Here is a 25,434-nt window from a genome sequence, read left to right as displayed (position 1 = left end):
CGATGCAGGATGGATACCTTGCCGGCCCAGGGCAACCGGTATTTCGCGATCTGCGAGATACCGATATTCCGGAACTCGGGCCTGGTGGATAGTTGCTTTTCCATGGGGGCGCTGATTCTTGTCGTGGGATGATTCGCCGCCTTGGCCTCGGGCAACACGGTCCGACATAGTCTTCGAACACCATGCAGCCCCGGCAAGGGGTGATACGCGCGTATTTTGGCCTCCCGCTGATATACTGTCCAATATCTATCGCATCTTTCTGATATATAGGACGGCAGATATCGCATGGAGCTGCGGCATATTCGCTACTTCCTCGCCGTCGCCGACGAGCGCAACGTCACGCGGGCCGCGGAAAAGCTCGGCATCGGGCAGCCGCCGCTCAGCCAGCAGATTCACGCGCTGGAGGAGGAGCTGGGGGTCAAGCTGTTTCGCCGCACCGGGCATGGCGTGGTCCTGACCGAAGCGGGCGAGGCGTTCGCAACGGACGCCCGGCGCATACTCCATGACACGCGCACCGCCGTGGAGAAAGCGCAAAGCGCCGGACGGGGCGAAATCGGGCGCCTCAACATCGGATTTACCGGTTCTGCCGCGTTCAACCCCGTGGTCTCAAGGCTGATCCGCGCCTATCGGCAGGATTACCCCAATGTTGTGCTCACCCTGGCAGAAGGCAATACGTCGCAACTCCTCGCCTATCTCAATGATGGCCGGGTCGATGTGGCCTTTGTCCGCCTGAGCGGCCAATCACCGGCAGGGGTTCAGCTGCAGCACATTGCCGTGGAGCCGATGAAGGTCGTGCTACCCGCCACGCATCCTCTTGCAAAGCGGCGCCGGATATCCCTCGACGCCCTGGCGCAAGACCATTTTGTGCTGCTGCCCCGGGAAGCGAGTCCGACCTTGCATGACGTCATCGTCGGCGCCTGCAAGCAGGCCGGTTTTGATCTCATCGCCGGGCAGGAAGCCCCGCAACTCTCTTCGGTCGTGAATCTCGTGGCAGCGGAGTTCGGCGTTTCACTCGTTCCCGCCTCGGTCTGCCAGATTCAGGTCGAGGGCGTTGTCTACAAGGACATCGTTGGCAGCCCGGTCTCGATCCGCCTGGCACTCGCGTCGCGGATCGAGGCGACCCCCGCGAAAACGGCTAATTTTCTGCACAAGGCTCAGGGATTCGGTGCCGGCGCCACGCCTTAGGGGCAAGCGCAGCGGTTCGAACGGGTGCCTCGGGCACACAGGTACGATCCCCGGCAAACTGGCACACAGATACAAGGGAACAACACCATGAATGAAGCCGTCGATCAGATGTCCAGCACGATCTTGCCGATGTGCTGATTCGCTTCCTGGTAGCGAAAGGCGTCAGCCATGGCTTCCAGCGGGAAATGCCGATCGATGACCGGGCGGATGCCGGTGGTATTCAAGGCACGCACCATGTCGAGCTGGTGTCGGCGGCTCCCCACCAGCAGCCCGGTCAGGCGCAGGTGCTTGCGCAGCAGCTGGGTGACGGTGACCGGCCCGGTCGGGTTTCCCAATGAGCCGACCACGGCGATATGTCCGCCAACACGGGCTGCCGTCATCGACTGGTCCAGGGTTGCGGCGCCGCCAACCTCGATGACATGGTCAACGCCGACGCCATCTGTCATCTTGCGTACTGTTTCGCCCCATTGCGTCGTGTTGCAATAGTTGATCAGGCAGTCTGCGCCAAGCTTGTGCAGCCTGGCGAGCTTCTCGTCCGAGGATGACGTGGCGATCACCCGCGCGCCGGCCGCTTTGGCGAATTGCAGTGCAAAGACTGATACGCCGCCGGTGCCGAGTACCAGCACGGTCTCACCCGGCTTCAAGCTGCCATCGGCAAACAATGCCCGCCAGGCAGTCAGGCCGGCCGTGGTCAGCGTGGCGGCCTCGGCGTGGCTGTAGCCGTGTGGTGCGTGCGTGAAGCACGCTTCGGGCAACGTCACAGCCTCCCGCGCAAAGCCGTCGACGCCATCTCCGGGGACGGTAGCGAAATCCCACAGAAACGGCGCTCCGTCATGCCACGTCGGGAAGAAGGTGCTGACGACGTGGTCTCCGACCGTGAAAGCCTTCACGCCTGCACCGATGGCGGTGACTTCCCCGGCACCGTCCGCCATCGGAATGCGCCTTTGCGTCAGGGGCCGACGGCCTGAAACTACTGCGTAGTCATGATAGTTGAGCGAACTGGCATGTATGCGGACGGTGATCTCGCCCGGTCCCGGAGGGGCTGCCCTCGCTTGCCCGACAACGATGCGCTCGAAACCGGCCGGTGGATCGAGATATACGGCTTTTACAGCTGTCATGGCATTCCCTGGGTCGAGGACAAATGATGCGTCTTGAGTTTAGCACTTCGATTTTATTAATGTCGACATGAAAAATTCAGACTGCTATGATCAGCTTCACCATAGCCTGAGCGAGTTGCCCGCCGCATATTTCCTGGTGAGGCGGGCCGCACTTGGCCGGGCTGGTAATAGTCGAAATATCATGGGGACGACAATGTCATCACTGAAGAAGCTGCTCTCAATCACGTTGTGCGCGGTGGCAAGCATCACCTTGTGCGCGCCAGGACCGGTGCAGGCGCAGGAAGCCTGGCCCGCGCGCCCGATTCAAATGATCGTGCCGTCATCTGCCGGATCGGGAACCGATGCGCTGGCGCGTGCCATGGCGCAGCGCCTTTCCGAGTCGCTGAAGCAGTCTGTGATCGTGGAGAACCGTCCTGGTGGCAGCGGGGTGATCGGGACTAACGCGGTCCTCAAGGCGGCGCCAGATGGCTACACGATTCTCTACACGACGGCATCCAGCATGGTGGTGGCGCCGGCCGTCATCAAGACCATTTCCCAGGACGCAAGAACGAACCTCGTGCCGATCGCGCAGACAGCGGTGGGGGGCGTGCTGCTGCTGGTGAGTCCGGACCTGCCGGTGCATGACCTGCCCGGACTCATCCAGTTTGTGAAGGCGCATCCGGACAAGTACAGCTACGGCAGCTGGGCCACCGGCTCATCCGCGCACCTGACGATGGAGTGGCTGAAGAAGCAGACGGGCATGAAGACCGAACACGTTGCATATCGGACATCCGGTCAGCTGCTCACCGAGCTTTCCTCGGGGGTGCTGAAGATCGGCTGGACTGATCCCAGCGTGGCGGTTCCGTTCCTGCGTTCCGGCAAGGTGCGTGGCATTGCCATTGTGGGTAACGTGCGGTCTCCCCAGCTTGCCGACGTCAAGACGCTGAGCGAGCAGGGCTACAAGTTCAATACGGTGGGATGGTTCGGCATGTTCGCGCCGGCCGGCACCAGCCCGGCGATCGTGAAGCGCCTGGCCGATGAGGTCAACAAGGTGCAGGGGACGCCGGAGATCGTGGCCCTGATGAAGAAGCTGAACTTTGAGCCGCCGCCGGTCAAGTCCTCCGCGCAGTTGGGCGAGATTGTCCGGAACGATCTGCAGGTCTGGACGAAGATCGCCAACGACGCAGGTATCAAGGTCGACGAATGAGCCGTGGCCGCCGCCATTTGCGGCGGCGGTCCCGATCGACGCTGCGGTAGCCGATGATCCCGTACTACGGCGGCAGCGGATCCCTGTCATAAATTGGAAAGTCCGATGCGTGCAAGGTAAAGCGGGACATGGCGCCAGGGCAGATGATGCAAGCCGCGTTGTACTTTGGCGAGCCCAGGCCTGCAAGCCGCAGGTGGGCTTTCAGACTTGATAGAGAACAGGAGACGACATGGCGAAAGTGGTCAAGTTTTACGAAACAGGCGGACCCGAGGTCCTTCGTTTTGAGGATGTCGGCGTTGGTGAGCCGGGACCGGGCGAGGTCCGTGTCCGCCATGTGGCCGTGGGCCTGAATTTCGCTGACACCTATTTCCGCAGCGGCACCTATCAGGTACCGCTGCCTAGCGGCCTCGGCAACGAGGCCGCCGGTGTCATCGAGGCCGTCGGTGCCGGCGTCACCCATCTCGCGGTCGGCGACCGTGTCACCTATACGGGTTTCATCAACACGCTGGGCGCCTACAGCACCGAGCGGCTGGTCTCCGCCGCGCCGCTGATCAAGCTGCCTGCGGCGATCAGTTGCGAAGCCGCCGCGGCGATGACCATGCGGGGCTTGTCCGCCGCCTACCTGATGCGCCGGATCTACCCGTTCGAGGCGGGCGACACCGTATTGCTGCATGCCGCAGCGGGTGGTGTCGGCCTGATCATTTCGCAATGGGCCAAGCTGCTTGGGCTGACCGTGATCGGGACGGTTTCCACCGACGCCAAGGCAGAAGTGGCGCGCGCCCACGGATGCGATCACACGATCAACTACAGCCATGAGGACGTGGCCAGGCGTGTGCGGGAACTGACGGATGGGGTGGGCGTGTCCGTGGTCTTCGACAGCGTGGGCAAGGACACGTTCATGGCCTCGCTGGACTCCCTCAAGCGCCGCGGCTTGCTGGTATGCGTGGGGTTCGCCTCCGGCCCGGTCACCGGCTTTGATCCGGCAATACTGGCCCGCAAAGGCTCGGCATACCTGACGCGCCCGGGCCTGGCCGACTATATCGCCGATCCTGCCGAGAAGGCGGAACTGGTCGACGAACTGTTTGGCCACGTGGCGGCCGGCCGCATCCGCATCGGGATCAATCAGCGCTATGCCCTGGAGGACGCGGTGCAGGCACACCGCGACCTGGAGGCCAGAAAGACCACCGGCTCGTCCATTTTCGTGATTTGACGGCTCCCCTTCCGGGAACCGCAAGCCGTCACGCAGGTTTGGCCTGCAGCACATAGCCCCGGTGATTGGCAGCCGGGCCCGGTTGATCCGGATCCGCTGCCGCTCATTGCCATCGCGAATTGTCAGCGGCTGGCAAGAGCGGTCGGGAAGGGGGCGCAGTATCTCTACAGGGTTTTCCCTCTGTTTGCGCGAATTGGTAAATGCATGTCGTGCTCGGCCAAGCCGGGCGACGTGGTGCGATCCGAGAATGACGGAACCTGGCGCGCCCTCGGATCCGTCACCGACGAAGCCCTCCAAACACGCAACGCAGCAATCAAGAGGTACAGACATGAAGAAACAGGCCAACAACTTTTTGTGGGGCGGATACGCCCTGGCGTTTGGCGTTGGTGCCGTCGGCTGGCTGCCCGTGGCTCAGGCCCAGCAGGCCTGGCCAACGAAGCCGATCCGCCTGGTGGTGGCGGGCCCTGCCGGCGGCAGCGCCGACGCATTGGCGCGCCTGCTGGCGGAAGGCCTGCATAAGGCGTGGAGCAAGCCGGTCATTGTCGAAAACAAGCCTGGTGCCGCCGGTGCGCTGGCGATCAGCGACATGCAGTCCACTGGCAAGGATGGTCATACCCTCCTGGTCATCCAGGGCGGTGTCGTGAGCGAGGCTCCGTTGGCCTACAAGGTCCATTACAAGCCGTTTTCCGACCTGAAGCCCCTTGCCCAGATCAGCCGCACGGGGTTGGTGCTGGTCGCCAACAAGGATCTTCCTGTCTCCAACCTGAAGCAACTGGTCGACTACGGCAAGTCGCAAAAGGAAGGGCTCGTGTTTGCTTCTTACGCTGCCGGATTGAAGGGCCACACCTCGGGCATCCTGCTCGGACAACTCACCCATGTGCCCATGCGGCACGTAGGCTACAAGGGTTCTCCTCCCGCATTGAACGACCTGATGGGTGGGCATGTGCCGCTGATGTTCGATGGCGTGACTACTTCGTTGCCGCTGATCAAGGCGGGGAAGATCAAGGCGATCGCGCTGGCCTATCCGACCCGGATTGCGGGACTGGCGGATGTTCCTACGTTCAAGGAGCTTGGCTACCCGCAACTGGCGCAAGCAGGCTGGTTTGCCGTGTGGTCCCGCCCGGATGTCGAGCCGGCGGTCCAGCAAAAAGTCCGCGAGGCTACGCTGGCGTATTTCAGGCAGCCCGGCGTGCAGAATCGCATCAAGGACATGGGCATGGAGCAGGGCGATCCCGCTACCTCGGAAGAGATGATGACGGACCTGAAGCAGGCATACCAGCAACAGGTCGCGTTGCTGAAGTCCATCAACTACCAGCCCGAATAGTCTGAAGATGCCGTGAGCGAAGTCGCCACGGCCGCTTCGACGTGCTTTGCCCAATCATCGATCCGCGCATGCTGAATGGCCGATCGAATGGCCGATCCGGCAAGTTCTCCTCAGGGAAGGGCCGGGCTTGCGCAATGTGGCCAGGCGCCTGGCCGGTCGTAGTCCGGCACTGTCAGCTGGAATAGCCCGCAAGTCCTGTCCTCTACTTCCGGCCGGTGGCACCCGGCCATGGTTCGTTCACGAAAGCTCGCGAATAAGCGCTTCCGCCTGCGGCCATTCACCATAGCCGGAAGCCGGATTCAGATGCCCGACTTCGCCCAGTTCGACAAAGCGGCTTCCCCACGCCTGCGCCAGGTCACGGGCGCGCTCGAGACGAGTCAGCGGATCATTGCTGCTGGCCGCAACGATGCTCGGAAACGGCAAGGTGGCACGCGGGATCGGCAGCCAGCCATGATCGCGCAGTGTGTCGGTCGCCGGGTAGCCTGCCGGCATGGGCGTCTCGAGGTCCGCGGGCGCTGCAAGCAGGGCGCCGAGGATCTCGCGACTGGCGCCTCGGGCCGCCCAATGGGCGACCATCATCGCGCCTGCGCTATGCGCCACGATGATGACAGGCCCCTCGATGGTGGCCAGGGCGCGCTCGATCGCATCGACCCGGGCAGCGCAGCTCAGCTTGTCTTGCTCAAGCGGGGCGACGGAGACCACGCGAGGCAGCTTTGCTGCCAGCAAGGTCTGCCAGTGTTCCGGCACATGGTCACGCAGTCCGGGGACGATGAGAACGGTTGGTGTCATAGAGTGCATGTCAGGCTTTCAATATGGCGCGTCACCCATGATGGCGGTTCGCTCCATCTTTCGGTGGCACGGGGGATAATCCATCACTGCATAGTGCTGGGTCGAACGGTTGTCCCAGAATGCAACGCTGTTTTTCTTCCAGCGGAAGCGCACCTGGTATTCGGGGATGCCAGCCTGGCTGACCAGGTAGTTGAGCAGATTGCTGGCGCCCGGCGCCTTGTCCAGTCCGAAGCGCACGTTAGCCGGCACGTTGTAGTTGGTGAAGTGCGTGGTAAAGCTTCCGTTGACGAACAGTATTTTCTCTCCGGTTTCCGGATGCGTACGCACAACCGGATGCTCGGCGTCGGGGTACTGGGCCTTCAGCGCCAGACGTTTTTCGATCGGCATCGCAGCGCCGAAGCTCGCTTCGATGCTGTGGCGCGCGCGCAATGCGGCGATCTTCGTCTTGATCTCGTCGGGCAACTGGCGATAGGCCTCGACCATGTTGACCCACGTCGTGTCGCCGCCCACAGGCGGGCATTCAATGCAGCGCAGCACGCAGGCTTGCGGGGGCTTATCGCGCCAGGTGGCGTCGGTATGCCAGGAATTCTCGTTGCGATCCGGAGGGCTGTCCGGGGTCTTGTAGATCTGCACCAGCCCCGGGTGATCCGGATGGCTGCCCACCACCGGATGGTCTTCAAGCTGGCCGAAGCGGCTCGCAAATGCAACGTGTTGCGCGCGCGTGATGTCCTGCTCGCGGAAGAACAGCACACGATGCCTGAGTAGCAGCGACCGGATCTCGGCCATCTGCTGGTCGTCCTCGGCAGCCGCACCCAGATTGACGTTGCTGAGCTCTGCGCCGATCGTGCAAGTCAGGGGCTCGACGCGGATCGAGCTGCTCAGGGAGGTGGCGCGGACCACAGCGGGTGCCGCCATTGGGGCGTGATTCATGATTGTTGTCTCCAGGGATCCGATGCGGCCGATCAATCCTTGCGAGTCTGGATGCTGCGCGCTTCTTGCGCTTGACGGGACGTGACAGGCATTTATCTTTTCATGGCACAGCGATAAGGGAACGCATGCCGCCCCGCGATAGCGTTTGACCACGGCGAAGCTTGCGCCGGCGTCCCTGCAGCGGACAGGGTCGGCTCTTTGTCATTGATGGATAAGTGCCAGACATCCAGCGTAAAGCGGAAAGTGGCGCCGAACCGGATGATTCACTCGAAGTCGCAACGCTTCGGCATGAACCGCGTTGAGGAGACCAGGAACAGGATTTTCATCAATCCTGTTCTGAAGCCTTCTCATCCAATTCGACATTCTCAATATTCGCATCTCTACATAGAGGTCCAACATGAATTTCCTTGACGGCCACCTGTATCCCGAGAACCAGCAGCCTTTGATCATCACCGCCGCTCCCTATGCGCCGGGCTGGATTCCTTCCGACTTCCCGGAAGACATTGCCATCACGATGGAGGAGCAAATCCAGAAGGCAGTGGATTGCTACGAAGCCGGCGCGACCGTGCTGCATCTGCATGTGCGCGAAGCCGACGGCAAAGGCAGCAAGCGCTTGTCCATGTTCAATGAACTGATCGCCGGGGTGCGCGCCCGCGTGCCGGAGATGATCATCCAGGTGGGTGGCTCCATCAGCTTTGCTCCCGAGAGCGACGGCGCGGCGGCCAAATGGCTATCCGACGACACGCGGCACATGCTGGCTGAGCTCGATCCGAAACCCGACCAGGTGACGGTGACCGTCAACACCACGCAGATGAACGTGACGGAGCACGCCGGCTTCGATGACTTCAAGGGGGTGTCGCGCGGATTCCCGCACCTCTACGGGACCTACAAGGACATGATCGTGCCCTCGAATCCGAGCTTTATCGAGGAGCATATCCGCCGCCTGACGGCTGCCGGCATCCAAAGCGAATTCCAGGTCTACAACATCAACAGCTTCGAAACGATTGAGCGCCTGATTCGCCGCGGCGTTTACAAGGGGCCGCTGGTGATGAACTGGGTGGCGATCAGCGGCGGCATGGATCAGGCGAACATCTACAACCTGGCCAACATGCTGCGTGCCGTGCCCGACGGCGCGGTGGTCACGGTGGAAAGCTCGGTGCTCAATGTGCTGCCCATCAATATGATTGGCATGGCGTTGGGCCTGCACGTGCGGTGCGGCATCGAGGATGTGCTGTGGAACCAGACCCGCACGGGCAAGATGAGCTCGGTGGAGCAGATCAGGCAATTGGTGCGCATCGCCGGCGAATTCGGTCGCCCCATCGCGACTGCGAAGCAGGCACGCGAGATCTGCAAGATCGGCGTGTTCTATGAAACGGCGGAAGAGACGCTTCAGGCCAATGGCTTCGCGCCAAACCGTAACGGTGGGAACCAGGGGTTCCTGCGCAAGCCGGACTGAGGGATCAGGGGAGGCTGGCATCCGTGCTGCATGGGGCGCGCGGCGGGCCGCGCAACGCCCCATGGCTTGGGCGGGTTGGCCTGGCTGGCTTCAGCCTGGCTGTCCAGCGCCTTGCCCGCCGACGTGGCATCAATAGTTCATCGTCACGTTCAGCATGGCTACCCGCGGATTGCCCACGGGCAACACGTTATTGTTCAGGCCGCCTGCGTAGTACATCTTGTCGAACACGTTCTTGACGTTGAAAGCCGCGCGCCAGTGCGATGCCACATAGCCGACGGCAAGATCGGCCACGGTGTAGCCCGGCACGTTGTAATTGAAGCTGTAGCCGCGCTTGGCGCTCTCGCCGCGCAGGCCGGCACCGACATACCAGCCGGCCAGCGCGCCACGGAAGCGGTACTGCCCCCAGGTCGAGAAGCTGTGCCGGGGCACGCTGTTCAGCGGCTTGCCGACGTTCGCGGCCGTGGTGTCCTGCGTGACTTCGCTTGCGATGTAGGCATAGGCCAGCAACACGCTGAAGCCATTGCCAAGATCCTGCGCGAGTTCCGCTTCCAGCCCGCGCGATCGCTGTTCGCCCACCGCCGTGCTGAAGCCCGGGTTGACCGGGTCGCTGCTGAGCACATTGGTGCGCGTCAGGTCGAACGCGGCCAGCGTCAGCAGGCCGGTCTTGCCAGGCATGTCGAACTTGACGCCCACTTCGTACTGGCGGCCCTTCTCTGGCTTGAAGGTGGCGCCGCTGACGTCGGTGCCAGCGTTGGGCAGGAATGACGTGGCGAAGCTCACGTACGGTCGCGCCCAGTGCGTCAGGTCGTACATCACGCCCGCGCTGCCGGTGACGGCGTTGTTGTCGTTCACGCTACGCGACGACGCCAGCCGGTCCGTCGTGCTCGTCCGCGCGGATTCGTAGCGCACGCCGCCAGTCATGATCCAGCGCTCGGCAATACGGATCTGGTCGCGCAGATAGAGGCCGAAGGCGTCCAGCGTATCGGTCGCATCCACGCTATAGGCGGACGGACAGTTGATGCTCGCGCCATAGACCGGGTTGTAGACGTTCAGCGCGGCCACGCGGCACGTCTTCTGCAGGCGGTCTTCCTTCGTATGCCGGTAGTCGATGCCGAAGGTCACGCTGTGGGCGTGCCCCGTGAACGCGAAGGTCCGCTGCATGTTGGTGTCAACACCGAACGAATTTCCCGAGAAGCTCTGCTGCGTGCCACTGCGGTTCATCGACTGGCTGTCGACGGCCATCGTGCCGGCCGACACCAGCGTGCCGTTCAGCGACGACGTCTGGTAGCGCAGGTTCTGGTTCAACGTCCAGCCGGAGTCGAACCGGTGCGCCAGCGCGTAACCGATGCGGTTCTGCTCGCCGTCATAGGACGGCGCATTCGGCTCGCCGATGAAGCGGTTGGCCGGCACCACGCCATTGCGGTTCGGCACCAGCGTGCCATTCACGGGCAGGCCTTGCTGGCGCACATAGTTGCGCTGGTTGTGGCTGGCCAGGATCGTGAAGTCCGTGCGACTGCCAAGGTCCAGCGTCAGCGACGGCGCGATCCAGCGGTTGCGATACCAGACATAGTCGGTCGGATCGTCGCTGTTCATCATCAGCGCGTTCAGGCGGAAGGCAGCCTTGCTATCGCTGGCCAGTGGCGTTCCCACGTCGACCGTCATCTGCCGGAAGCCATAGTTGCCGACAGTCAGGCCCGCCTCGCCGAACAATTCGGCGCGCGGGCGCTTGCTGACCATGTTGACCAGGCCGCCCGGCTGTACCGCGCCGAACAGGATCGAGCCGGGTCCCTTGAGGACTTCCACGCGTTCCACGCCGAAGAGCTCCTGCGCCACGCGATTGTTAATGTCGACGAGCAAGCCGTCGGCAAAAATCGATTCCGATGCACGCTGGCCGCGGATGATGAAGTCGTCCCAGCCGCGCCTGCCATAGACGTTGGTGACCACGCCAGCGGAATTCTGCAGCGCATCGCTGAGGTTCTGCGCCTGCTGGCTGTCGAGCAGATCGCGCGTAATGACGGAGATCGATTGCGCGGCGTCGGCCGCTGATTGACCCGACTTGGTCACGTCGGCCGGCCGCCGCGTGGCAAAACCGACGTCAGTTTGCCCGTCGCCGGCGGCGCTGACCGTCACGGATGGCAGCGTGGTCAGATCTTCGGTGGCATGGGAGACAACGGGAGGCAGGAGCAGGGTACTGACGGCGGCGGGTATGGCAAGACGGCGGACAAGCATGACGGCCCAGGGCGGAAGAAAAGAAAGCTTCGCATCATAAATGAGAAGTATTCTTATTTCCACTCAGTCGGGCGCTTCTGCGCCGGAATCATTTCACTTTCGTGAACGTTCTGGCCCTCTATGCCGAGGCCAGTTCGAGAGCCAGCCGCAAATGCCTCACGCGACGTCCGGCGCTTCCACCAGCGCCATCAGGGGCGCCATGCACGGGCTTGCCGCCGCCCATGTGCGATGCTCGTCCAGGATGTCCTGCAGCATGGCATGCGTCGTATCCGGGTTGGCCAGCACCACGCGGAAAACGGCAATCGGGCGCCCATCCCATTGGGACGACGTCAATTGCGTGCGCGATATGAAGGAGCGACCTGCGTCACGCTGCGTTTCCTGGATGCTGATGGTCAGCGCATCCAGCGCGTCCAGGATCTTCTCGCGCCGGTCCGCCGACGCCGTGGCCAGCGCGGCACGGACGGCCTCGGGCACATGGCGATACGTCAGGATGCAGAGCTGCGGATGGCTGTCGAGCTCGAAATCCGGCTGCTGCGCAATCAGGGAAGCAAAGTACTTGGCGTTATCGATGCTGCGATCGATCAACTGCGCCAACCCCTTGCGGCCGAGCAGGTGCAGGTTCGCATAGAGCATGACTGCCGCCGTGCCGCGCGATCCTTCGAGCGTATGGCGCCCCAGGTCCACCGAGCCCTTGCGCACGATGTAGTTCGCATGCTGGATGATTTCCTGCGTCCACGCCGGGCTCCGGAACAGCACCATGCCGGCGCCCATCGGCACGTAGAACTGCTTGTGCGCATCGATGACGACGGAATCGGCACGCTCGATGCCCGCGAAGCGCCAGCGCTCGCGCTCCGACAGCAGCGTTGCGCCGCCCCATGCGGCATCCACGTGGAAATGGCAGCCGGTCTCCTGGGCAACATCCGCAATCGCGTCCAGCGGGTCGACCGACCCCGTCTCGGTGGTTCCTGCTATACCCACGATCGCCATCGGCAGGATATTGCGCTGCCGCAGGTCACGCAGGGTCTCGCGCAGGAGGTCGATGCGCATGCGGCCGTCGGCATCGACCCCGACCGGCACAAGATTGTCGCGGCCGATGCCAAGGACATCCGCTGCCTTGCCCAACGAGTAGTGTCCGCGCTCCGAGACCACGATCGCGAGGCCATCATGGCCGTAATGGCGCAGCGCAGCCGCCAGTCCGGCACGATGGATGCCGGCGAAACCATCACGCGCGCCCAGCAGGTTGTTGCGGCTCGCCCATAGCGCGGTCAGGTTGGCGACCGTGCCGCCCGAACAGAATGCGCCGAGCGCATGGTCGGCATCGTGCAGCCATCTCGCGTAGAACGCGCTGTCCTGGGCAAACACCAGCTTGTGCAGCATGCCGATGACCTGGCGCTCGAGCCCCGTCAGCGCACCCGACGTTTCGAGCTTCACGACGTTCTGGTTCAGCGCTGCCACCACCTTGGCCAGCGAAGGCATGAACGACGGCAGTGATGACGTCATGTGTCCGACGAACGTTGGCGATGCCACCGGCATCACGTGCCGGAACACGTCGTTGAGCAGATGATCGGCATGCGCTTGCGGCGATGTCGGAGTCTCGGGCAGCTCCACCGACGCGAACACCGCCTCGCGCGTGGCGCACGCGCCAGCAGGATCAAAACGCTCGCCGGCAAAGAAATCCGCCGGATGCTCGGCGATCAATCGCTCGAGCGATTCGAACGCACCGCGATCCGCGTCGAACCAGCGCAGGGGGCAGTCGTCGCTTCCATCCGTGTCTTGTAAGGTCTCTTCGCGAGAGTTGTCCGGCTTGTTTTGCATCACCCAGTTCAATCCAGTACCGCCATGGTTATCGGCGTATTATGCCGGACCGGACCGGATGCGTCCGATCCGAAGCGTCCTCTCACGAACGTACCGGCGCCGCGAAATGCTGCGAAGCTCCGGCGCCGGCCCGCTCACTGACCCTGCCGCATCACCCAGTCAACGGCCTGCGCCAGGAACCGCGAGGTGTCCCCGACCCGGTAGCTCATGATCACCGGCGAGACGAAGCCGGGGGCATCGATCGGGCAGTAGCGGACATCGTCGCGGTGCAGCCGCTCGATCGAGGCCGGCACCAGCGTGATCCCCACCCCCGCGGCCACCAGCCCCAGCGCGGTCTGCAGTTCGTTTGCCTCCTGCACCACCCGCAGTTGCAGGCCTTGCGACCGGAACAGCGACAGCAGGTGGTCGGCGTAGCTCGGGCGGGGACGCGCCGGGTAGAGAATGAAAGGGCATGCGGCCAGCCCTTGCGGCGTCAGTGCGGGTAGCGGCTCGCCGGCCGGCAGCGCCGCCACCAGCGGCTCGGCCATCACCACCTCCTGGCGGATGGCGGGGTCGTTGATGGCGATGCGGCCGAAGCCGAGGTCGATGCGGCCCGACTTCAGCGCCTCGACCTGTTCGACGGTGATCATCTCGGCCAGCCCGACCTCGACCTGCTGCGCCGCTCCGCGCAATTCCCGGATCAGCTCTGGCAGCACGCCGTACAGGACCGAAGGAACGAAGCCGATGCCAAACCACCGCTTGTCCTGCCGCCCGATGCGCCGGGTGCTCTCTATGGTCTCTTCCAGCCGCTGGGTCATCTGGGTGGTCTGCTCCAGCAGGAAGCGGCCCGCCTCCGTCAGGCGCAGCCCGCGGCCCACGCGGTCGAACAGCGACACGCCGACTTCTTCTTCGAGTTGCCGGATCTGGCGCGAAAGCGGCGGCTGGGCCATATGCAGCCGCTCGGCAGCGCGCGTAACGTTGAGCTCCTGGGCCACGACGCTGAAATAGCGAAGATGTCGAAGTTCCATGCCATACCTTCAGGGTATCAGTTGCGGCATCTTCGGTCCAGCACACCCTAGCGGTCAAGGGGTTTGCGTGTCCTCAGCGATCTTCACCCAAAGCAACAAGGTATGGCAGCGCCGATCCGTCCGGTCCAGGCTGGCGACGGCCGGCGCCGAGCCGACCGGCAGTTCGCCAGCCGGACCGACACCCACGAAAACCACTCACTTCTTCAACCGATACGCCAGCTGCGGCCGGGTAATCCCCAGCATCCGCGCCGCCGATGACAGATTGCCGCGCGTGGTATCGATCGCCAGCTTCATCAGCGTGGCCTCGATCTGCGGCAGCGACACCTGCTGGTCCAGCAGCTTCTGCAGCAGGGCGTCGGCATCCTCGGGCGGTTCGGTATCGCCGGCCTGCTGGCTGGCAAACAGGTGGGAGGTGTCGATGAGCCCCACGGCTGGCGCAAGCAGCACGCCGCGTTCAATCATGTTCTCCAGTTCACGGATATTGCCGGGCCACTGGTATTGCATCAGTGCCTCGCGAGCCCGCTGGCTCAGGCCGCGCACCTGTTTCTGGTAGCGCGCGTTGAAGCGCTGGATGAACGTCTGGGCGAGTTCGGGAATGTCGTCGCGGCGCTCCCGCAGCGCGGGGATGGCGACGGGATAGGTGCTGATGCGGTAGAACAGGTCGGCGCGGAACTGGCCCTGGCGGATCGCCTGCGCAAGGTTGACGTTGGTGGCCGCGATCAGGCGCACATCGATCTTGCGCGCCTCGACGCCGCCCAGGCGCTCGACTTCGGCGTTCTGCAGCACGCGCAGCAGCTTGACCTGCGCCGACAGCGGCAGGTCGCCGATCTCGTCGAGGAACAGCGTGCCGCCGTGCGCGCGCTCGAAGCGGCCGGGGCGCGATTGCTGGGCGCCGGTATACGCGCCTTTCTCCACGCCGAACAGTTCCGACTCGATCAGTTCGTGCGGGATCGCCGCGCAGTTCACGGCGATGAAGGGCTGCTCGCTGCGCGGGCCGTGGTCATGCAGCCAGCGCGCGAACATTTCCTTGCCGGCGCCGGTTTCACCGGTCAGCAGCACGGTGATGTGGCTGTCGGCAGCTGCCGACAGCAGGCCGAAGGCTTCGCGGAACGCAGGGGACTGGCCGATCAGGTTGCCCTGGTTGGCGCCGCACAGCGTCTCGCGCAGCGTGCTCACTTCCTGCTGCAGGGACAGCAGGTCGCTGATGACCGAATCGGGCTCGAAGTACTTCAGGTAGTCAGGATCGTCCCATTCCTCGGCCGGCTTGCCGACGATGCGGCACAGCGGGTCGAGCCGCCGCTGGCATTCGGTTTCCTTGTAGATGACCAGGCGGTCCATGAAGGTGCTGCTGTAGCCCGACGCATAGCCCAGTTGCACCCAGCAGCCGCCTTCCTCGCGGCTCAGCGCTTCGTTGAAGGGCGCTTCGCCTTCCCAAGAATCCTGCCAGAGGAATTCGCCGTAGAAGTGGCCGGTGTCGCGGTCGATCTCCAGGCGCACGGGGTCGACCCGCGTCACGCCTTCGAGCATATGGAGCTGCGGGCCGAGCAGGAAGGCGTCGTTGGGCGAATGCTCGAGTTCTTCCTTGCGTTCGCGCTTGACCATCTCGGCATCGCGCATGCCCTGGGCGTAGCCCATGCGGATCAGCAGGCCCTTGCCGCGCTCGAGCCCCAGCGTGTCCAGGATTTCCTTGCGCAGGTAGCTGAGCGCTTCGGTATGCATCAGCACCATGCGGGATTCCCCGAGCCGGATCTGTGCGGCCTTGGGGTCGATTGTCAGCAGCGAAGCCAGATCGAACGGCTTCTGCCTGGGGGGCGCGGTCATCTCCATCCTCCACGGATTGCCTGCGGGCGCGAATCGATCCGGAGGGGAGCGTTCCTGCCTCGTTTTCCGTAGCCTATCACGCCGGTTCGGGGGCCACGCAAGCCCATCTTCGGGGTTTCCGGCGGCATGATGCGGCGCATTAACGCCCGATTTGATCATTTGGTGAAAACCGGCTCTTTCATCTCATCAAATCGTCAACCGACCGCGGCGCGAACACCCCGCGCGCTTTCCCGCCAGGCCTTGCGGCGTATGGGAAGGCGGCTCCTGGCACAGCCTTCGCTATATGTCTCTCGCCGAAAACAGCGCGCACCAGCCGGTGTGCACCGCAACAGGAGCGAGACATGACCACGCCCACCGTCCATTCCGCCTTGACAGCCCCCCGCGGGGCGCAGCCCTACGTCCGGGTGACTTCGCGCGGCCAGCAGTGGGTCGAGTTCGAATTTTCGCTCGGCGACCCGGCTCTCTATGTGGAGCTGGTCATGCGCCCCGAGCAGTTCAGCGCGTTCTGCGCGGCGCAGTGCGCCATCACGGTTTCACACCAGCTCGGACGGGCGCTCGAACGCGAACGCGACAAATGGAGCGAGACCGTGGCCTGAGCCACGGCAGCACCGAATAGCCACCAGGGAGACAGGAGCAACCCACCATGCAAATCGATATCCGTACGGACAGCGTCAGCCCGATCCGGCAGACCTTCGCCAACCTGGCTCGGCGCCTTGGCGCCGACAAGCCCGCCACGCGCTACCAGGAGGCGATGTACGACCTGCAGCCGGAAACCAGCTTCCACTACCGCCCGCTGTGGCAGCCGCAGTATGAACTCTACGACGTGCGCCGCACGCGGGTGGTGATGCAGGACTGGTACGCGCTGAAGGACCCGCGGCAGTTCTACTACGGCAGCTACGTCAATGCCCGCGCCCGCCAGCAGGAGGCGATGGAGAAGAACCTCGAGTTCGTGGAAAAGCGCGGCCTGCTGGCATCGCTGCCCGAACCGCTGCGCGAGCTGCTGACGCTGGGCGTGGTGCCGTTGCGCCATGTCGAGTGGGCGGCCAACATGAACAACGCCGCCATCACCGCCTATGGGTTTGGCTCCGCCATCACCGAAGCGGCCATGTTCCAGACCATGGACCGCCTCGGTATCGCGCAATACCTGACCCGCATCGGCCTGCTCGTCGGCGACAAGGCGGCCGTCGATGCCGCCAAGGCGGCCTGGATGGAAGACCTGGCGTGGCAGCCGCTGCGCCATGCGATCGAGGATCTGCTGGTGCGCGACGACTGGTTCGAGCTGCACGTGGCGCAGAACCTGGTGATGGACGGGCTGCTGTACCCGCTGATCTACCAGCGCCTCGATGCGCGCCTGTCGGCCGAAAGCCCGGCGTTCTCGCTGGTCACCGACTTCATGAACGCCTGGTACGCCGAGACCGCGCGCTGGGTCGACGCCACGGTCAAGACCGCGGCGCAGGAATCGCCCGAGAACGCCCGCGTGATCGCCGGCTATGCCTTCGCCTGGCTCGACCGTTTCCAGCATGCGCTGGCGCCGCTCGCGCGCCGCCTGTTTGCGGGCGAGGCGGCAGCCGCGCTGGACGAGTCGGCAGCGGCGCTGACGAAGCGGCTGGCCGGACTGGGCCTGGCCCGTGCCACTGACGAGACGCCGGCCAGGTCCGCCGCCTGACCCCGAGGAGACTGCCATGACCGCACAGAACGTATTCATCGCCCTGCAGGCCAACGAGGAGATGCGTCCCGTCATCGACGCCATCGAGGCCGACAACCCGCACGCCACCGTCAACCGCTATCCGGCCATGGTCAAGATCGACGCGCCCGGGCGGCTGGAGATCAACCGCGCCAGCGTGGAAGAGCGCATGGGACGCGCGTGGGACGTGCAGGAGCTGCAGCTCGGCCTGATCTCGCTGGCCGGCAATATCGACGAAACCGAAGACCAGTTCGTGCTGGCCTGGCACTGAGCCGGAAATCGAACTGCAAATGCAAATATCAGGAGACAAGGACATGACCACCGCTACCGCAATTGCCTCCGCCGCGCGGCAGGCTGCCAGGCCCAAGCTGTCGCTGAAGGAAAAATACGCGATCCTCACGCGCGACCTCGGCTGGGAAACCACCTACCAGCCGATGGATGCCGTGTTCCCGCACGACAAGTTCGAAGGCATCGTGATCCATGACTGGAACGGCTGGGAAGACCCGTTCCGCCTGACCATGGACGCGTACTGGAAATTCCAGTCCGAGAAGGAACGCAAGCTGTACGCGATCATCGATGCGTTCCAGCAGAACAACGGCCAGCTCAACGTCACCGACGCGCGCTACGTCAACGCGCTGAAGCTGTTCCTGACCGGCGTGTCGCCGCTGGAATATGCCGCGCACCGCGGCTTCGCGATGGCCGGCCGCACGCTGCGCGGCGTGGGCGCGCGTGTTGCGTGCCAGATGCAGTCGGTCGACGAACTGCGCCACTGCCAGACCCAGATCCACACCATCAGCCACTACAACAAGTACTTCAACGGCTTTGCCGACTGGCGCCACCTGCACGACCGGCTGTGGTACCTGTCGGTGCCCAAGTCGTACTTCGAGGACGCCATGACGGCGGGCCCGTTCGAGTTCATCACGGCGATCTCGTTCTCGTTCGAGTACGTGCTGACCAACCTGCTGTTCATGCCGTTCATGTCGGGCGCGGCCTACAACGGCGACATGGCCACCGTGACCTTCGGCTTTTCGGCGCAGTCGGACGAGTCGCGCCATATGACGCTGGGGCTGGAAGTGGTCAAGTTCATGCTGGAGCAGGACCCGGCCAACCGCCCGATCATCCAGAAGTGGATCGACAAGTGGTTCTGGCGCGGCTACCGGCTGCTGACGCTGGTGGCGATGATGATGGACTACATGCTGCCCAAGCGCGTGATGAGCTGGAAGGAGGCATGGGAGATCTACTTCGAGCAGAACGGCGGCGCACTGTTCGCCGACCTGGCGCGCTACGGCATCCGCATGCCCAAGTACCACGAGCAGGCTGCGAAGGAGAAGGACCACCTGTCGCACATCGCCTGGTCGATCTTCTACAACTTCAACCACGCCGCTGCCATCCACACCTGGGTGCCGGAACCGTCGGAAATGGGCTGGCTGGCAGAGAAGTATCCCGACAGCTTCGACAAGCACTACCGGCCGCGCTTCGACTACTGGCAGCAGCAACATGCGGCGGGGCAGCGCTGGTTCAACCCGGGCCTGCCGATGCTGTGCCAGGTATGCCAGGTCCCGATGGCCTTCACCGAGCCGGACGATCCCACGCAGATCTGCTATCGCGAGGCCGAGCACGACGGCGACCACTACCACTTCTGCTCCGACGGTTGCCGCGACATCTTCCTCGGCGAGCCCGAGAAATACGTGCAGGCGTGGCTGCCGGTGCACCAGATTTTCCAGGGCAACTGCGGCGGCGGCACGCTGCCCGAGGTGCTGGACTGGTATCACCTGCGCCCGGAGGACCGCGGGGACTATGCCGATTCGCAGGACCGCGCCAACTGGCAGCGCTGGACCGGCGCCGCGGGTGCTGACGGCACGCAGGCGCCGGAGCAGGGCGGCGGCGCCTCGTGCTGCGACCACAAACACGACTGAAAAAAGAGACACCGGAGACCACCATGCCAGTCATCGCACTGAAGCCGGGCTACGCGGGCGAGACCCGCGACCGCGTCGAGAACTTCCACGGCAACCAGCTGGTGTATTTCGGCTGGGACCAGCACCTGCTGTTCTGCAGCCCCTTCACGCTGCCGCTGCCGCCCGACATGCCGTTCGGCGCCATGGTCAGCGACGTCATCGCGCCGCTGCTGGCGGCCCACCCCGAAGGCGCCGCCATTGACTGGACGCAGGTGCAGTGGCTGCGCGGCGGCGAACCCTTCGCGCCGGACGCGGGCGCCGGCCTGGCCGCCAACGGGCTCGGGCACAAGTCGGTGCTGCGCCTGCGCACGCCGGGCCTTGCCGGCATTGCCGGCTCCTGCAACTGACGCTGCCGCGGCAACGGTACTACGGAGGCTGTCATGACCTACCAACTGACCATCGAGCCCCTCGGGCAGACCATCGACATCGAGGAAGGCCAGACCGTGCTCGACGCCTGCCTGCGCGCCGGCGTATGGCTGCCGCATGCCTGCGGCCACGGCCTGTGCGGGACCTGCAAGGTACAGACGCTGGCAGGCGAACTCGACCACGGCGAAGCGTCGCCGTTCGCGCTGATGGATTTCGAGCGCGAAGAAGCCAAGTGCCTGGCCTGCTGCGCCACGCCGATGTCCGACATGGTGATCGAGGCCGACATCGAGCCAGATCCGGACGCGCAATGCCTGCCGCTGATGGATTTCACCGCCGAAGTCGTGCGCGTCGAGGCACTGACGCCGACCATCAAGGGCGTGTTCCTGCGCATCGAGGGCGAGCCGCTGCAGTTCCAGCCGGGCCAGTACGTCAACGTGTGGATCGGCCAGGAAGCCGCGCCGCGCGCGTTCTCGATCGCCAGCGCGCCATCGGCGGGCGAGATCGAGCTGAACATACGCCTGGTGCCCGGCGGCAGCGCCACGACCTATGTGCATGAAAAGCTCGGCGCGGGCGAGCGCCTGCAGTTGTCCGGCCCGCTGGGTCGCTTCTTCGTGCGCAAGAGCGACCCGCGTCCGCTGGTGTTCATGGCGGGCGGATCGGGGCTGTCGAGCCCGCGCTCGATGATCCTGGACCTGCTGGAATCCGGCGATCCGCGCCACATCGTGCTGGTGCAGGGCGCGCGCAATGCCGGCGAGCTCTACTATCGCGAGGCCTTCGAGGCACTGGCCCGGCAGCACGACAGCTTCACCTACCTGCCGGTGCTGTCGGGCGAGCCCGAGCAAAGCGACTGGTCTGGCGAGCGTGGTTATGTGCACGACCTGGCCGGCCGCCACTTCAGCCACGACTTCCGCGGCTGGCGCGCCTACCTGTGCGGGCCGCCGCCGATGATCGAAGCCTGCATCGCCACGCTGATGCAGGGCCGGCTGTTCGAGAAAGACATCTTTACCGAGAAGTTCCTGTCGGCGGCCGACGCGAGCCAGGCCACCCGCAGTCCGCTGTTCCGCTCGCTCTGACAACGATTCCCACTTCACGCGCCCACAAGGCCATAGGAGACAACCATGGACAAGATCGCGATCGACGCCGTACTCAACCGCATCGAGGAGAACACCGGCCAGAATGCCAACCCGCGCATCGCCGCCATCGTGCACCGGATGGTGCGCGACCTGTTCTACATGATCGAGGACCTCGACATCCAGCCCGAGGAATTCTGGGCCGGGCTCAACTACCTGGCCGATGCCGGCCGCAGGGGTGAACTCGGCCTGATCGCACCCGGGCTCGGCTTCGATCATTTCCTGGACCTGCGCATGGACGAGGCCGAGGCGCGCGCCGGCATCTCGGGCGGCACGCCGCGCACCATCGAAGGACCGCTGTATGTGGCCGGCGCCCCCGTCGCCCGGGCCGAAACCCGCCTGGACGACGGCAGCGACGAAGGCGAGGTGCTGGTGATGGAAGGGCAGGTGTTCGACAGCGCCGGCAAGCCGCTGCCCGATGCCAACGTGGAGGTCTGGCACGCGAACTCGATGGGCAACTATTCCTACTTCGACCCGACCCAGAGCGCCTTCAACCTGCGGCGCACCATCGTCACCGACAGCGAAGGACGGTACCGCTTCCGCAGCATCGTGCCGGTGGGCTACAGCGTGCCGCCGGACGGCGCCACCGACCGCCTGCTGAAGCAACTGGATCGCCACGGCACGCGCCCGGCCCACATCCACTTCTTCGTCTCGGCGCCCGGCCATCGCAAGCTGACCACGCAGATCAACATCGACGGCGACCCGTACCTGTGGGACGACTTCGCCTTCGCCACGCGTGAGGGACTGGTGCCGCCGGTGACGCGCGTCGAGGATGCGGCCGCCATGCAGGCGCTGGGCGTGGACAAGCCGTTCTCGCTGATCCGCTTCGACTTCACGCTGCACGCCGACAATGCCGGCGCGCCGCAGGCTGAAGTGGCGCGGCAACGCGCCGCCGTGACGGCGTAAGGAGCGCAGAGGCCGGGGCGGGTTGATGTCGTGCCTGGCCGGTACGGTATCGGGCGCCGGCTTCCCTGACAGCGAACCCCCGGTTCGCAGATTTTCAACCATGCCTGGCGAGATCCTCTGCTAGAATCTGGCACATGTATCGCAAGCACCTCACGACCCTGGCCCTAGGCCGCCTAGCCCTAGTGCTCGGCCGGGGTCCGCTTGTGCAAGCCTCTGGCGCCTGAATCGACCGATTCGCTGCGCGCCGCCTGATTTCCCCCTGACCCCGGCCCACGAACCAGCCTTCGCCATGCGAAGGGCTGCAGGGGAAATCGCATCCGAGAATGCCTGATTTTCGCCGGCATGGCTCCGTTGCAAGCCATCCGGCACCTGATTCGTGGACCAACAATGATTGCCCAACCCTCCGCCAAGTACCAACCGTTCCCCGCCGTCGGCTTGACCGACCGCACCTGGCCGAACCGCGCCATCACCACCGCGCCGGTGTGGCTTTCGACCGACCTGCGCGATGGCAACCAGGCGCTGTTCGAGCCGATGAACGGCGAGCGCAAGATGCGGCTGTTCCAGGAACTCGTGCGCATCGGCTTCAAGGAAATCGAGGTCGGTTTCCCGTCGGCGTCGCAGACCGATTTCGACTTTATCCGCAAGCTGATCGACGAAGACCTGATCCCGGAAGATGTGACGATCATGGTCATCACGCAGTCGCGCGAAGAGCTGATCGCGCGCACGGTGGAGGCGGTGAAGGGCGCGCGCAAGGCGATCGTCCACGTCTACAACGCCACGGCGCCGGCCTGGCGCCGCATCGTATTCGGCATGAGCGTGCCGGAAGTGATGGCCCTTGTGCGCCATCATGTCGGCTACCTGAAGCAGCTCACCGACCAGCACCCCGAGACCCGGTGGACGCTGCAGTATTCGCCCGAGACCTTCAGCGCGACCGAACTGGAGGTGTCGCTGCAGGCCTGCCACGCCGCGATCGAGGCGTGGGGCGCCCGGGCGGACCGGCGCGTCATCATCAACCTGCCGACCACCGTCGAGAACGCCACGCCCAACATCTTTGCCGACCAGATCGAATGGATGCACCGCCGCCTCGTGCCGCGCGAGCATATCGTGCTGTCGGTGCATCCGCACAACGACCGTGGCACCGGCGTGGCTGCCGCCGAGTTCGCCATGATGGCGGGCGCCGACCGCGTGGAAGGATGCCTGTTCGGCAACGGCGAGCGCTGCGGCAACGTGGATATCGTTACGCTCGCACTGAACATGTACACGCAGGGCGTCCATCCCGGCCTGGACTTCTCGGACATCAATGCGGTGGCGCGCATCACCGAGGAATGCACTTCGATCCCGGTCCACGCGCGTCATCCCTACGCGGGCGACCTGGTCTTCACGGCGTTCTCCGGCTCGCACCAGGACGCCATCAAGAAAGGCTTTGCCGCGCAGGATTCCGACGGGATCTGGGAGGTGCCCTACCTGCCGATCGACCCGGCGGACCTTGGCCGCACCTATGACAGCGTGATCCGCGTGAACAGCCAGTCGGGCAAGGGCGGCATTGCCTTCCTGCTCGAGCGCGAGCATGGCGTGGTGATGCCGCGGCGCATGCAGGTCGAATTCAGCACCGTGGTGCAGCAGGCCACCGACGCCAGCGAGACCGAAATCAGCGCCCCGGAGCTGTGGAAGCTGTTCCGTGAAACCTATCTGTCGTCCGACGCGACGGGCGCCGCGATCGTGTACCACGGCTACAAGCTCGACGAGAGCGGGCAGGGCATTGCGCTGGATGTCATGGTCGATGGCGTGCGCAAGACCCTGCACGGGCAAGGCAACGGCCCGATCGCAGCGGTGGTGCATGCGCTGGACTTGCGCATGCGCATCGACGCCTATGAGGAGCGAGCCACCGGCGCCGGTGCCGAAGCGCAGGCGATGGCCATCGTCGAGGCAGCGCTGGAGGGCGTGCCGGGGACGGGCTTCGGCGTCGGCATGAGCCACAACATTGTCGAGGCTTCGGTGCAGGCGGTGATCGGCGTGGCAAACCGGCTGCTGCGGCAACGGCGGGCCCAGGCCCTGTCGAGGGCATAAGCGGGGAATCCCGGGCGCACTTTCAATGCCTCGCCCTTGCCGTGGGCGGGGCGGTGACTCCTTGCGCATTCTCCGGAGTGGAGCTATCAGAAAATCTGAAAGATTCCATCAATATTATGCGATTTTCTTTTTGGTGGCGATGCAGCAAAGTGTGCGCAAGGAGTTGAACATGAACGCACGAGCGCCCCTGACTACGCTGGCTCTGGCCGGTGCCTGGCCACCACCTTCTTTTGTTTCCACTGCCTCCGGCACCCCGGTTCCCTATGTGGAAGCCGGGAGCGGCGAGCCGATGGTATTTGTGCATGGGTCGCTGTGCGACTACCGCTACTGGGACCCGCAGCTCGCTTCCCTGTCGAAGAACTTCCACTGCTTCGCTCCGAGCCTGGGCCACTATTGGCCGGAAACCGGCGCGTTCGGACGCGGCGACTTCAGTTGGGAGGCACACGTCGTTGAGGTGGCGGAGTTTATCGATGCGCTGGGTCTGGGGCCGGTCCATCTGGTCGGCCACTCGCGTGGCGGTTGCGTTGCGTTTCATCTGGCGCGCGAATACCCCCACCTGGTGAAGACGCTCACGCTCGCTGACCCGGGCGGCCCATTGCAGACTGCGCCCCGAGCCGAGGCAGGAAACCTGCCGCCGGGCACCCATGCGTTGAGAGCGAAGGCCGCAGAACTGATCGAGCAAGGCGAATTTGATGCCGGCCTGAATCTGTTCGTAGACTCGGTAACCATGCCCGGCTTCTGGAACAAGAGTTCCCAGAGCTTCCGCAGGATGGCGCTCGATAATGCACTCACACTGCCCAAGCAGCTGCGTGACCCGTTGCCCGCCTACACACGCGAAGCCGCCCGGGAAATCCAGTGTCGGACGTTGCTGATCGATGGACAAAAGAGTCCGCGCATGTTCCGCAACACGGTCGAGAAGCTTCAGGAATGGATCGGGCGTGCCGAGCGCCAGACAATTGCCGGAGCCTCTCACGGCATGAATATCGCGAACCCGGGCGCCTTCAACCGGGCGATTGCCGGGTTGGCTGGCTAGCACGCGCCGCCATGCCAGCCGTGTTGCGAGATCAGTAAAGCACCACGGATCGGATCGACTCGCCACGCTTCATCAGGTCGAAGCCTTCGTTGATGCGCTCCAGCGGCAGCGTGTGCGTGATCAGGTCGTCGATGTTGAGCTTGCCGTCCATGTACCAGTCGACGATCTTCGGCACGTCGGTGCGGCCGCGCGCGCCGCCGAAGGCCGAGCCCTTCCACTCGCG

21 protein-coding genes and 2 pseudogenes are annotated in these 25,434 nt (G+C 64.4%); 14 read left to right on the top strand and 9 right to left on the bottom strand.

Annotated elements, in window-relative coordinates; all coding sequences use genetic code 11:
- Nucleotides 1-104, bottom strand: a pseudogene (locus tag J8I82_RS35355) (succinate dehydrogenase, cytochrome b556 subunit); the annotation flags it as partial.
- Between the two features lie 181 nt (nt 105-285).
- Between J8I82_RS35355 and J8I82_RS35350 the strand changes: the two are divergent.
- Nucleotides 286-1,185: a LysR family transcriptional regulator gene (locus tag J8I82_RS35350; protein ID WP_209764707.1), complete on the top strand. Its 900-nt coding sequence runs from the start codon at nt 286-288 to the stop codon at nt 1,183-1,185.
- 104 nt (nt 1,186-1,289) lie between these two features.
- On the opposite strand, the gene J8I82_RS35345 is transcribed toward J8I82_RS35350, so the two are convergent.
- The gene (locus J8I82_RS35345; protein ID WP_209764705.1) at nt 1,290-2,303 is read right to left on the bottom strand and encodes a zinc-dependent alcohol dehydrogenase family protein; all 1,014 of its coding nucleotides are present in this window, start codon (nt 2,301-2,303) and stop codon (nt 1,290-1,292) included.
- A 193-nt stretch (nt 2,304-2,496) separates the two neighbouring features.
- Here J8I82_RS35345 and J8I82_RS35340 point away from each other — a divergent pair, with 193 nt between their 5' ends.
- The 3 genes from J8I82_RS35340 to J8I82_RS35330 all read left to right on the top strand — a co-directional run bounded on the left by J8I82_RS35340 (nt 2,497) and on the right by J8I82_RS35330 (nt 6,023).
- Nucleotides 2,497-3,489, top strand: coding sequence for a Bug family tripartite tricarboxylate transporter substrate binding protein (locus tag J8I82_RS35340; RefSeq protein ID WP_209764721.1), 993 nt, complete (start codon nt 2,497-2,499; stop codon nt 3,487-3,489).
- Nucleotides 3,490-3,718: 229 nt separating this feature from the next.
- Nucleotides 3,719-4,699, top strand: a complete 981-nt coding sequence (locus tag J8I82_RS35335; protein ID WP_209764702.1) for a quinone oxidoreductase family protein — start codon at nt 3,719-3,721, stop codon at nt 4,697-4,699.
- 328 nt (nt 4,700-5,027) lie between these two features.
- A complete protein-coding gene (locus J8I82_RS35330) occupies nt 5,028-6,023 on the top strand; it encodes a Bug family tripartite tricarboxylate transporter substrate binding protein (protein WP_209764719.1) in 996 nt (331 codons plus the stop codon).
- 237 nt (nt 6,024-6,260) lie between these two features.
- Here J8I82_RS35330 and J8I82_RS35325 read toward each other — a convergent pair whose 3' ends face one another.
- Both J8I82_RS35325 and J8I82_RS35320 read right to left on the bottom strand, forming a co-directional pair.
- Nucleotides 6,261-6,821 (bottom strand): RBBP9/YdeN family alpha/beta hydrolase, encoded by a 561-nt coding sequence (locus J8I82_RS35325; protein WP_209764700.1) that lies wholly within the window; start codon nt 6,819-6,821, stop codon nt 6,261-6,263.
- 9 nt (nt 6,822-6,830) lie between these two features.
- The gene (locus J8I82_RS35320) at nt 6,831-7,742 is read right to left on the bottom strand and encodes a TauD/TfdA dioxygenase family protein (protein WP_209764698.1); all 912 of its coding nucleotides are present in this window, start codon (nt 7,740-7,742) and stop codon (nt 6,831-6,833) included.
- 397 nt (nt 7,743-8,139) lie between these two features.
- Between J8I82_RS35320 and J8I82_RS35315 the strand changes: the two genes are divergently transcribed.
- Nucleotides 8,140-9,198 carry a beta-keto acid cleavage family enzyme gene (locus J8I82_RS35315; protein WP_209764696.1) on the top strand — a complete coding sequence of 353 codons (1,059 nt, stop codon included), beginning with the start codon at nt 8,140-8,142 and terminating at the stop codon, nt 9,196-9,198.
- Nucleotides 9,199-9,327: 129 nt separating this feature from the next.
- On the opposite strand, the gene J8I82_RS35310 is transcribed toward J8I82_RS35315, so the two are convergent.
- From J8I82_RS35310 to J8I82_RS35295, 4 genes are all read right to left on the bottom strand, one after another.
- Nucleotides 9,328-11,427 carry a TonB-dependent siderophore receptor gene (locus J8I82_RS35310; protein ID WP_209764694.1) on the bottom strand — a complete coding sequence of 700 codons (2,100 nt, stop codon included), beginning with the start codon at nt 11,425-11,427 and terminating at the stop codon, nt 9,328-9,330.
- Nucleotides 11,428-11,583: 156 nt separating this feature from the next.
- Complete coding sequence (panP, locus tag J8I82_RS35305) at nt 11,584-13,242, bottom strand: pyridoxal-dependent aspartate 1-decarboxylase PanP (protein ID WP_209764717.1); 1,659 nt, start codon at nt 13,240-13,242, stop codon at nt 11,584-11,586.
- Between the two features lie 134 nt (nt 13,243-13,376).
- Entirely contained in the window at nt 13,377-14,249 is an 873-nt protein-coding gene (locus J8I82_RS35300) for a LysR family transcriptional regulator (protein ID WP_209764678.1), read from the bottom strand.
- Between the two features lie 195 nt (nt 14,250-14,444).
- Nucleotides 14,445-16,070 (bottom strand): sigma-54-dependent Fis family transcriptional regulator, encoded by a 1,626-nt coding sequence (locus J8I82_RS35295; RefSeq protein ID WP_209764676.1) that lies wholly within the window; start codon nt 16,068-16,070, stop codon nt 14,445-14,447.
- A 341-nt stretch (nt 16,071-16,411) separates the two neighbouring features.
- Here J8I82_RS35295 and J8I82_RS35290 point away from each other — a divergent pair, with 341 nt between their 5' ends.
- From J8I82_RS35290 to J8I82_RS35250, 9 genes are all read left to right on the top strand, one after another.
- Entirely contained in the window at nt 16,412-16,666 is a 255-nt protein-coding gene (locus J8I82_RS35290; protein WP_209764667.1) for a phenol hydroxylase subunit, read from the top strand.
- A gap of 47 nt (nt 16,667-16,713) precedes the next feature.
- Nucleotides 16,714-17,736, top strand: coding sequence for an aromatic/alkene monooxygenase hydroxylase subunit beta (locus J8I82_RS35285; protein ID WP_209764664.1), 1,023 nt, complete (start codon nt 16,714-16,716; stop codon nt 17,734-17,736).
- A gap of 16 nt (nt 17,737-17,752) precedes the next feature.
- Entirely contained in the window at nt 17,753-18,025 is a 273-nt protein-coding gene (locus J8I82_RS35280) for an MmoB/DmpM family protein (RefSeq protein WP_209764662.1), read from the top strand.
- A gap of 43 nt (nt 18,026-18,068) precedes the next feature.
- Nucleotides 18,069-19,670 (top strand): aromatic/alkene/methane monooxygenase hydroxylase/oxygenase subunit alpha, encoded by a 1,602-nt coding sequence (locus J8I82_RS35275; RefSeq protein WP_209764659.1) that lies wholly within the window; start codon nt 18,069-18,071, stop codon nt 19,668-19,670.
- Nucleotides 19,671-19,693: 23 nt separating this feature from the next.
- The gene (locus J8I82_RS35270) at nt 19,694-20,056 is read left to right on the top strand and encodes a phenol hydroxylase subunit P4 (RefSeq protein WP_209764657.1); all 363 of its coding nucleotides are present in this window, start codon (nt 19,694-19,696) and stop codon (nt 20,054-20,056) included.
- Nucleotides 20,057-20,089: 33 nt separating this feature from the next.
- Complete coding sequence (locus J8I82_RS35265; protein ID WP_209764655.1) at nt 20,090-21,148, top strand: phenol 2-monooxygenase domain-containing protein; 1,059 nt, start codon at nt 20,090-20,092, stop codon at nt 21,146-21,148.
- A 45-nt stretch (nt 21,149-21,193) separates the two neighbouring features.
- Nucleotides 21,194-22,111: a catechol 1,2-dioxygenase gene (catA, locus tag J8I82_RS35260; protein WP_209764652.1), complete on the top strand. Its 918-nt coding sequence runs from the start codon at nt 21,194-21,196 to the stop codon at nt 22,109-22,111.
- 387 nt (nt 22,112-22,498) lie between these two features.
- Entirely contained in the window at nt 22,499-24,178 is a 1,680-nt protein-coding gene (leuA, locus tag J8I82_RS35255) for a 2-isopropylmalate synthase (protein WP_209764642.1), read from the top strand.
- A 169-nt stretch (nt 24,179-24,347) separates the two neighbouring features.
- A complete protein-coding gene (locus tag J8I82_RS35250) occupies nt 24,348-25,211 on the top strand; it encodes an alpha/beta fold hydrolase (RefSeq protein WP_209764640.1) in 864 nt (287 codons plus the stop codon).
- 31 nt (nt 25,212-25,242) lie between these two features.
- Here J8I82_RS35250 and J8I82_RS35245 read toward each other — a convergent pair.
- Nucleotides 25,243-25,434, bottom strand: a pseudogene (locus J8I82_RS35245) (S-(hydroxymethyl)glutathione dehydrogenase); the annotation flags it as partial.

It is taken from the genome of Cupriavidus consociatus, assembly GCF_017814975.1.
Classification (GTDB): Bacteria; Pseudomonadota; Gammaproteobacteria; order Burkholderiales; family Burkholderiaceae; genus Cupriavidus; species Cupriavidus consociatus.
The sequence above is the reverse complement of the archived record's forward strand: the minus strand, read 5'-3'. Positions and strand labels throughout refer to the sequence as shown.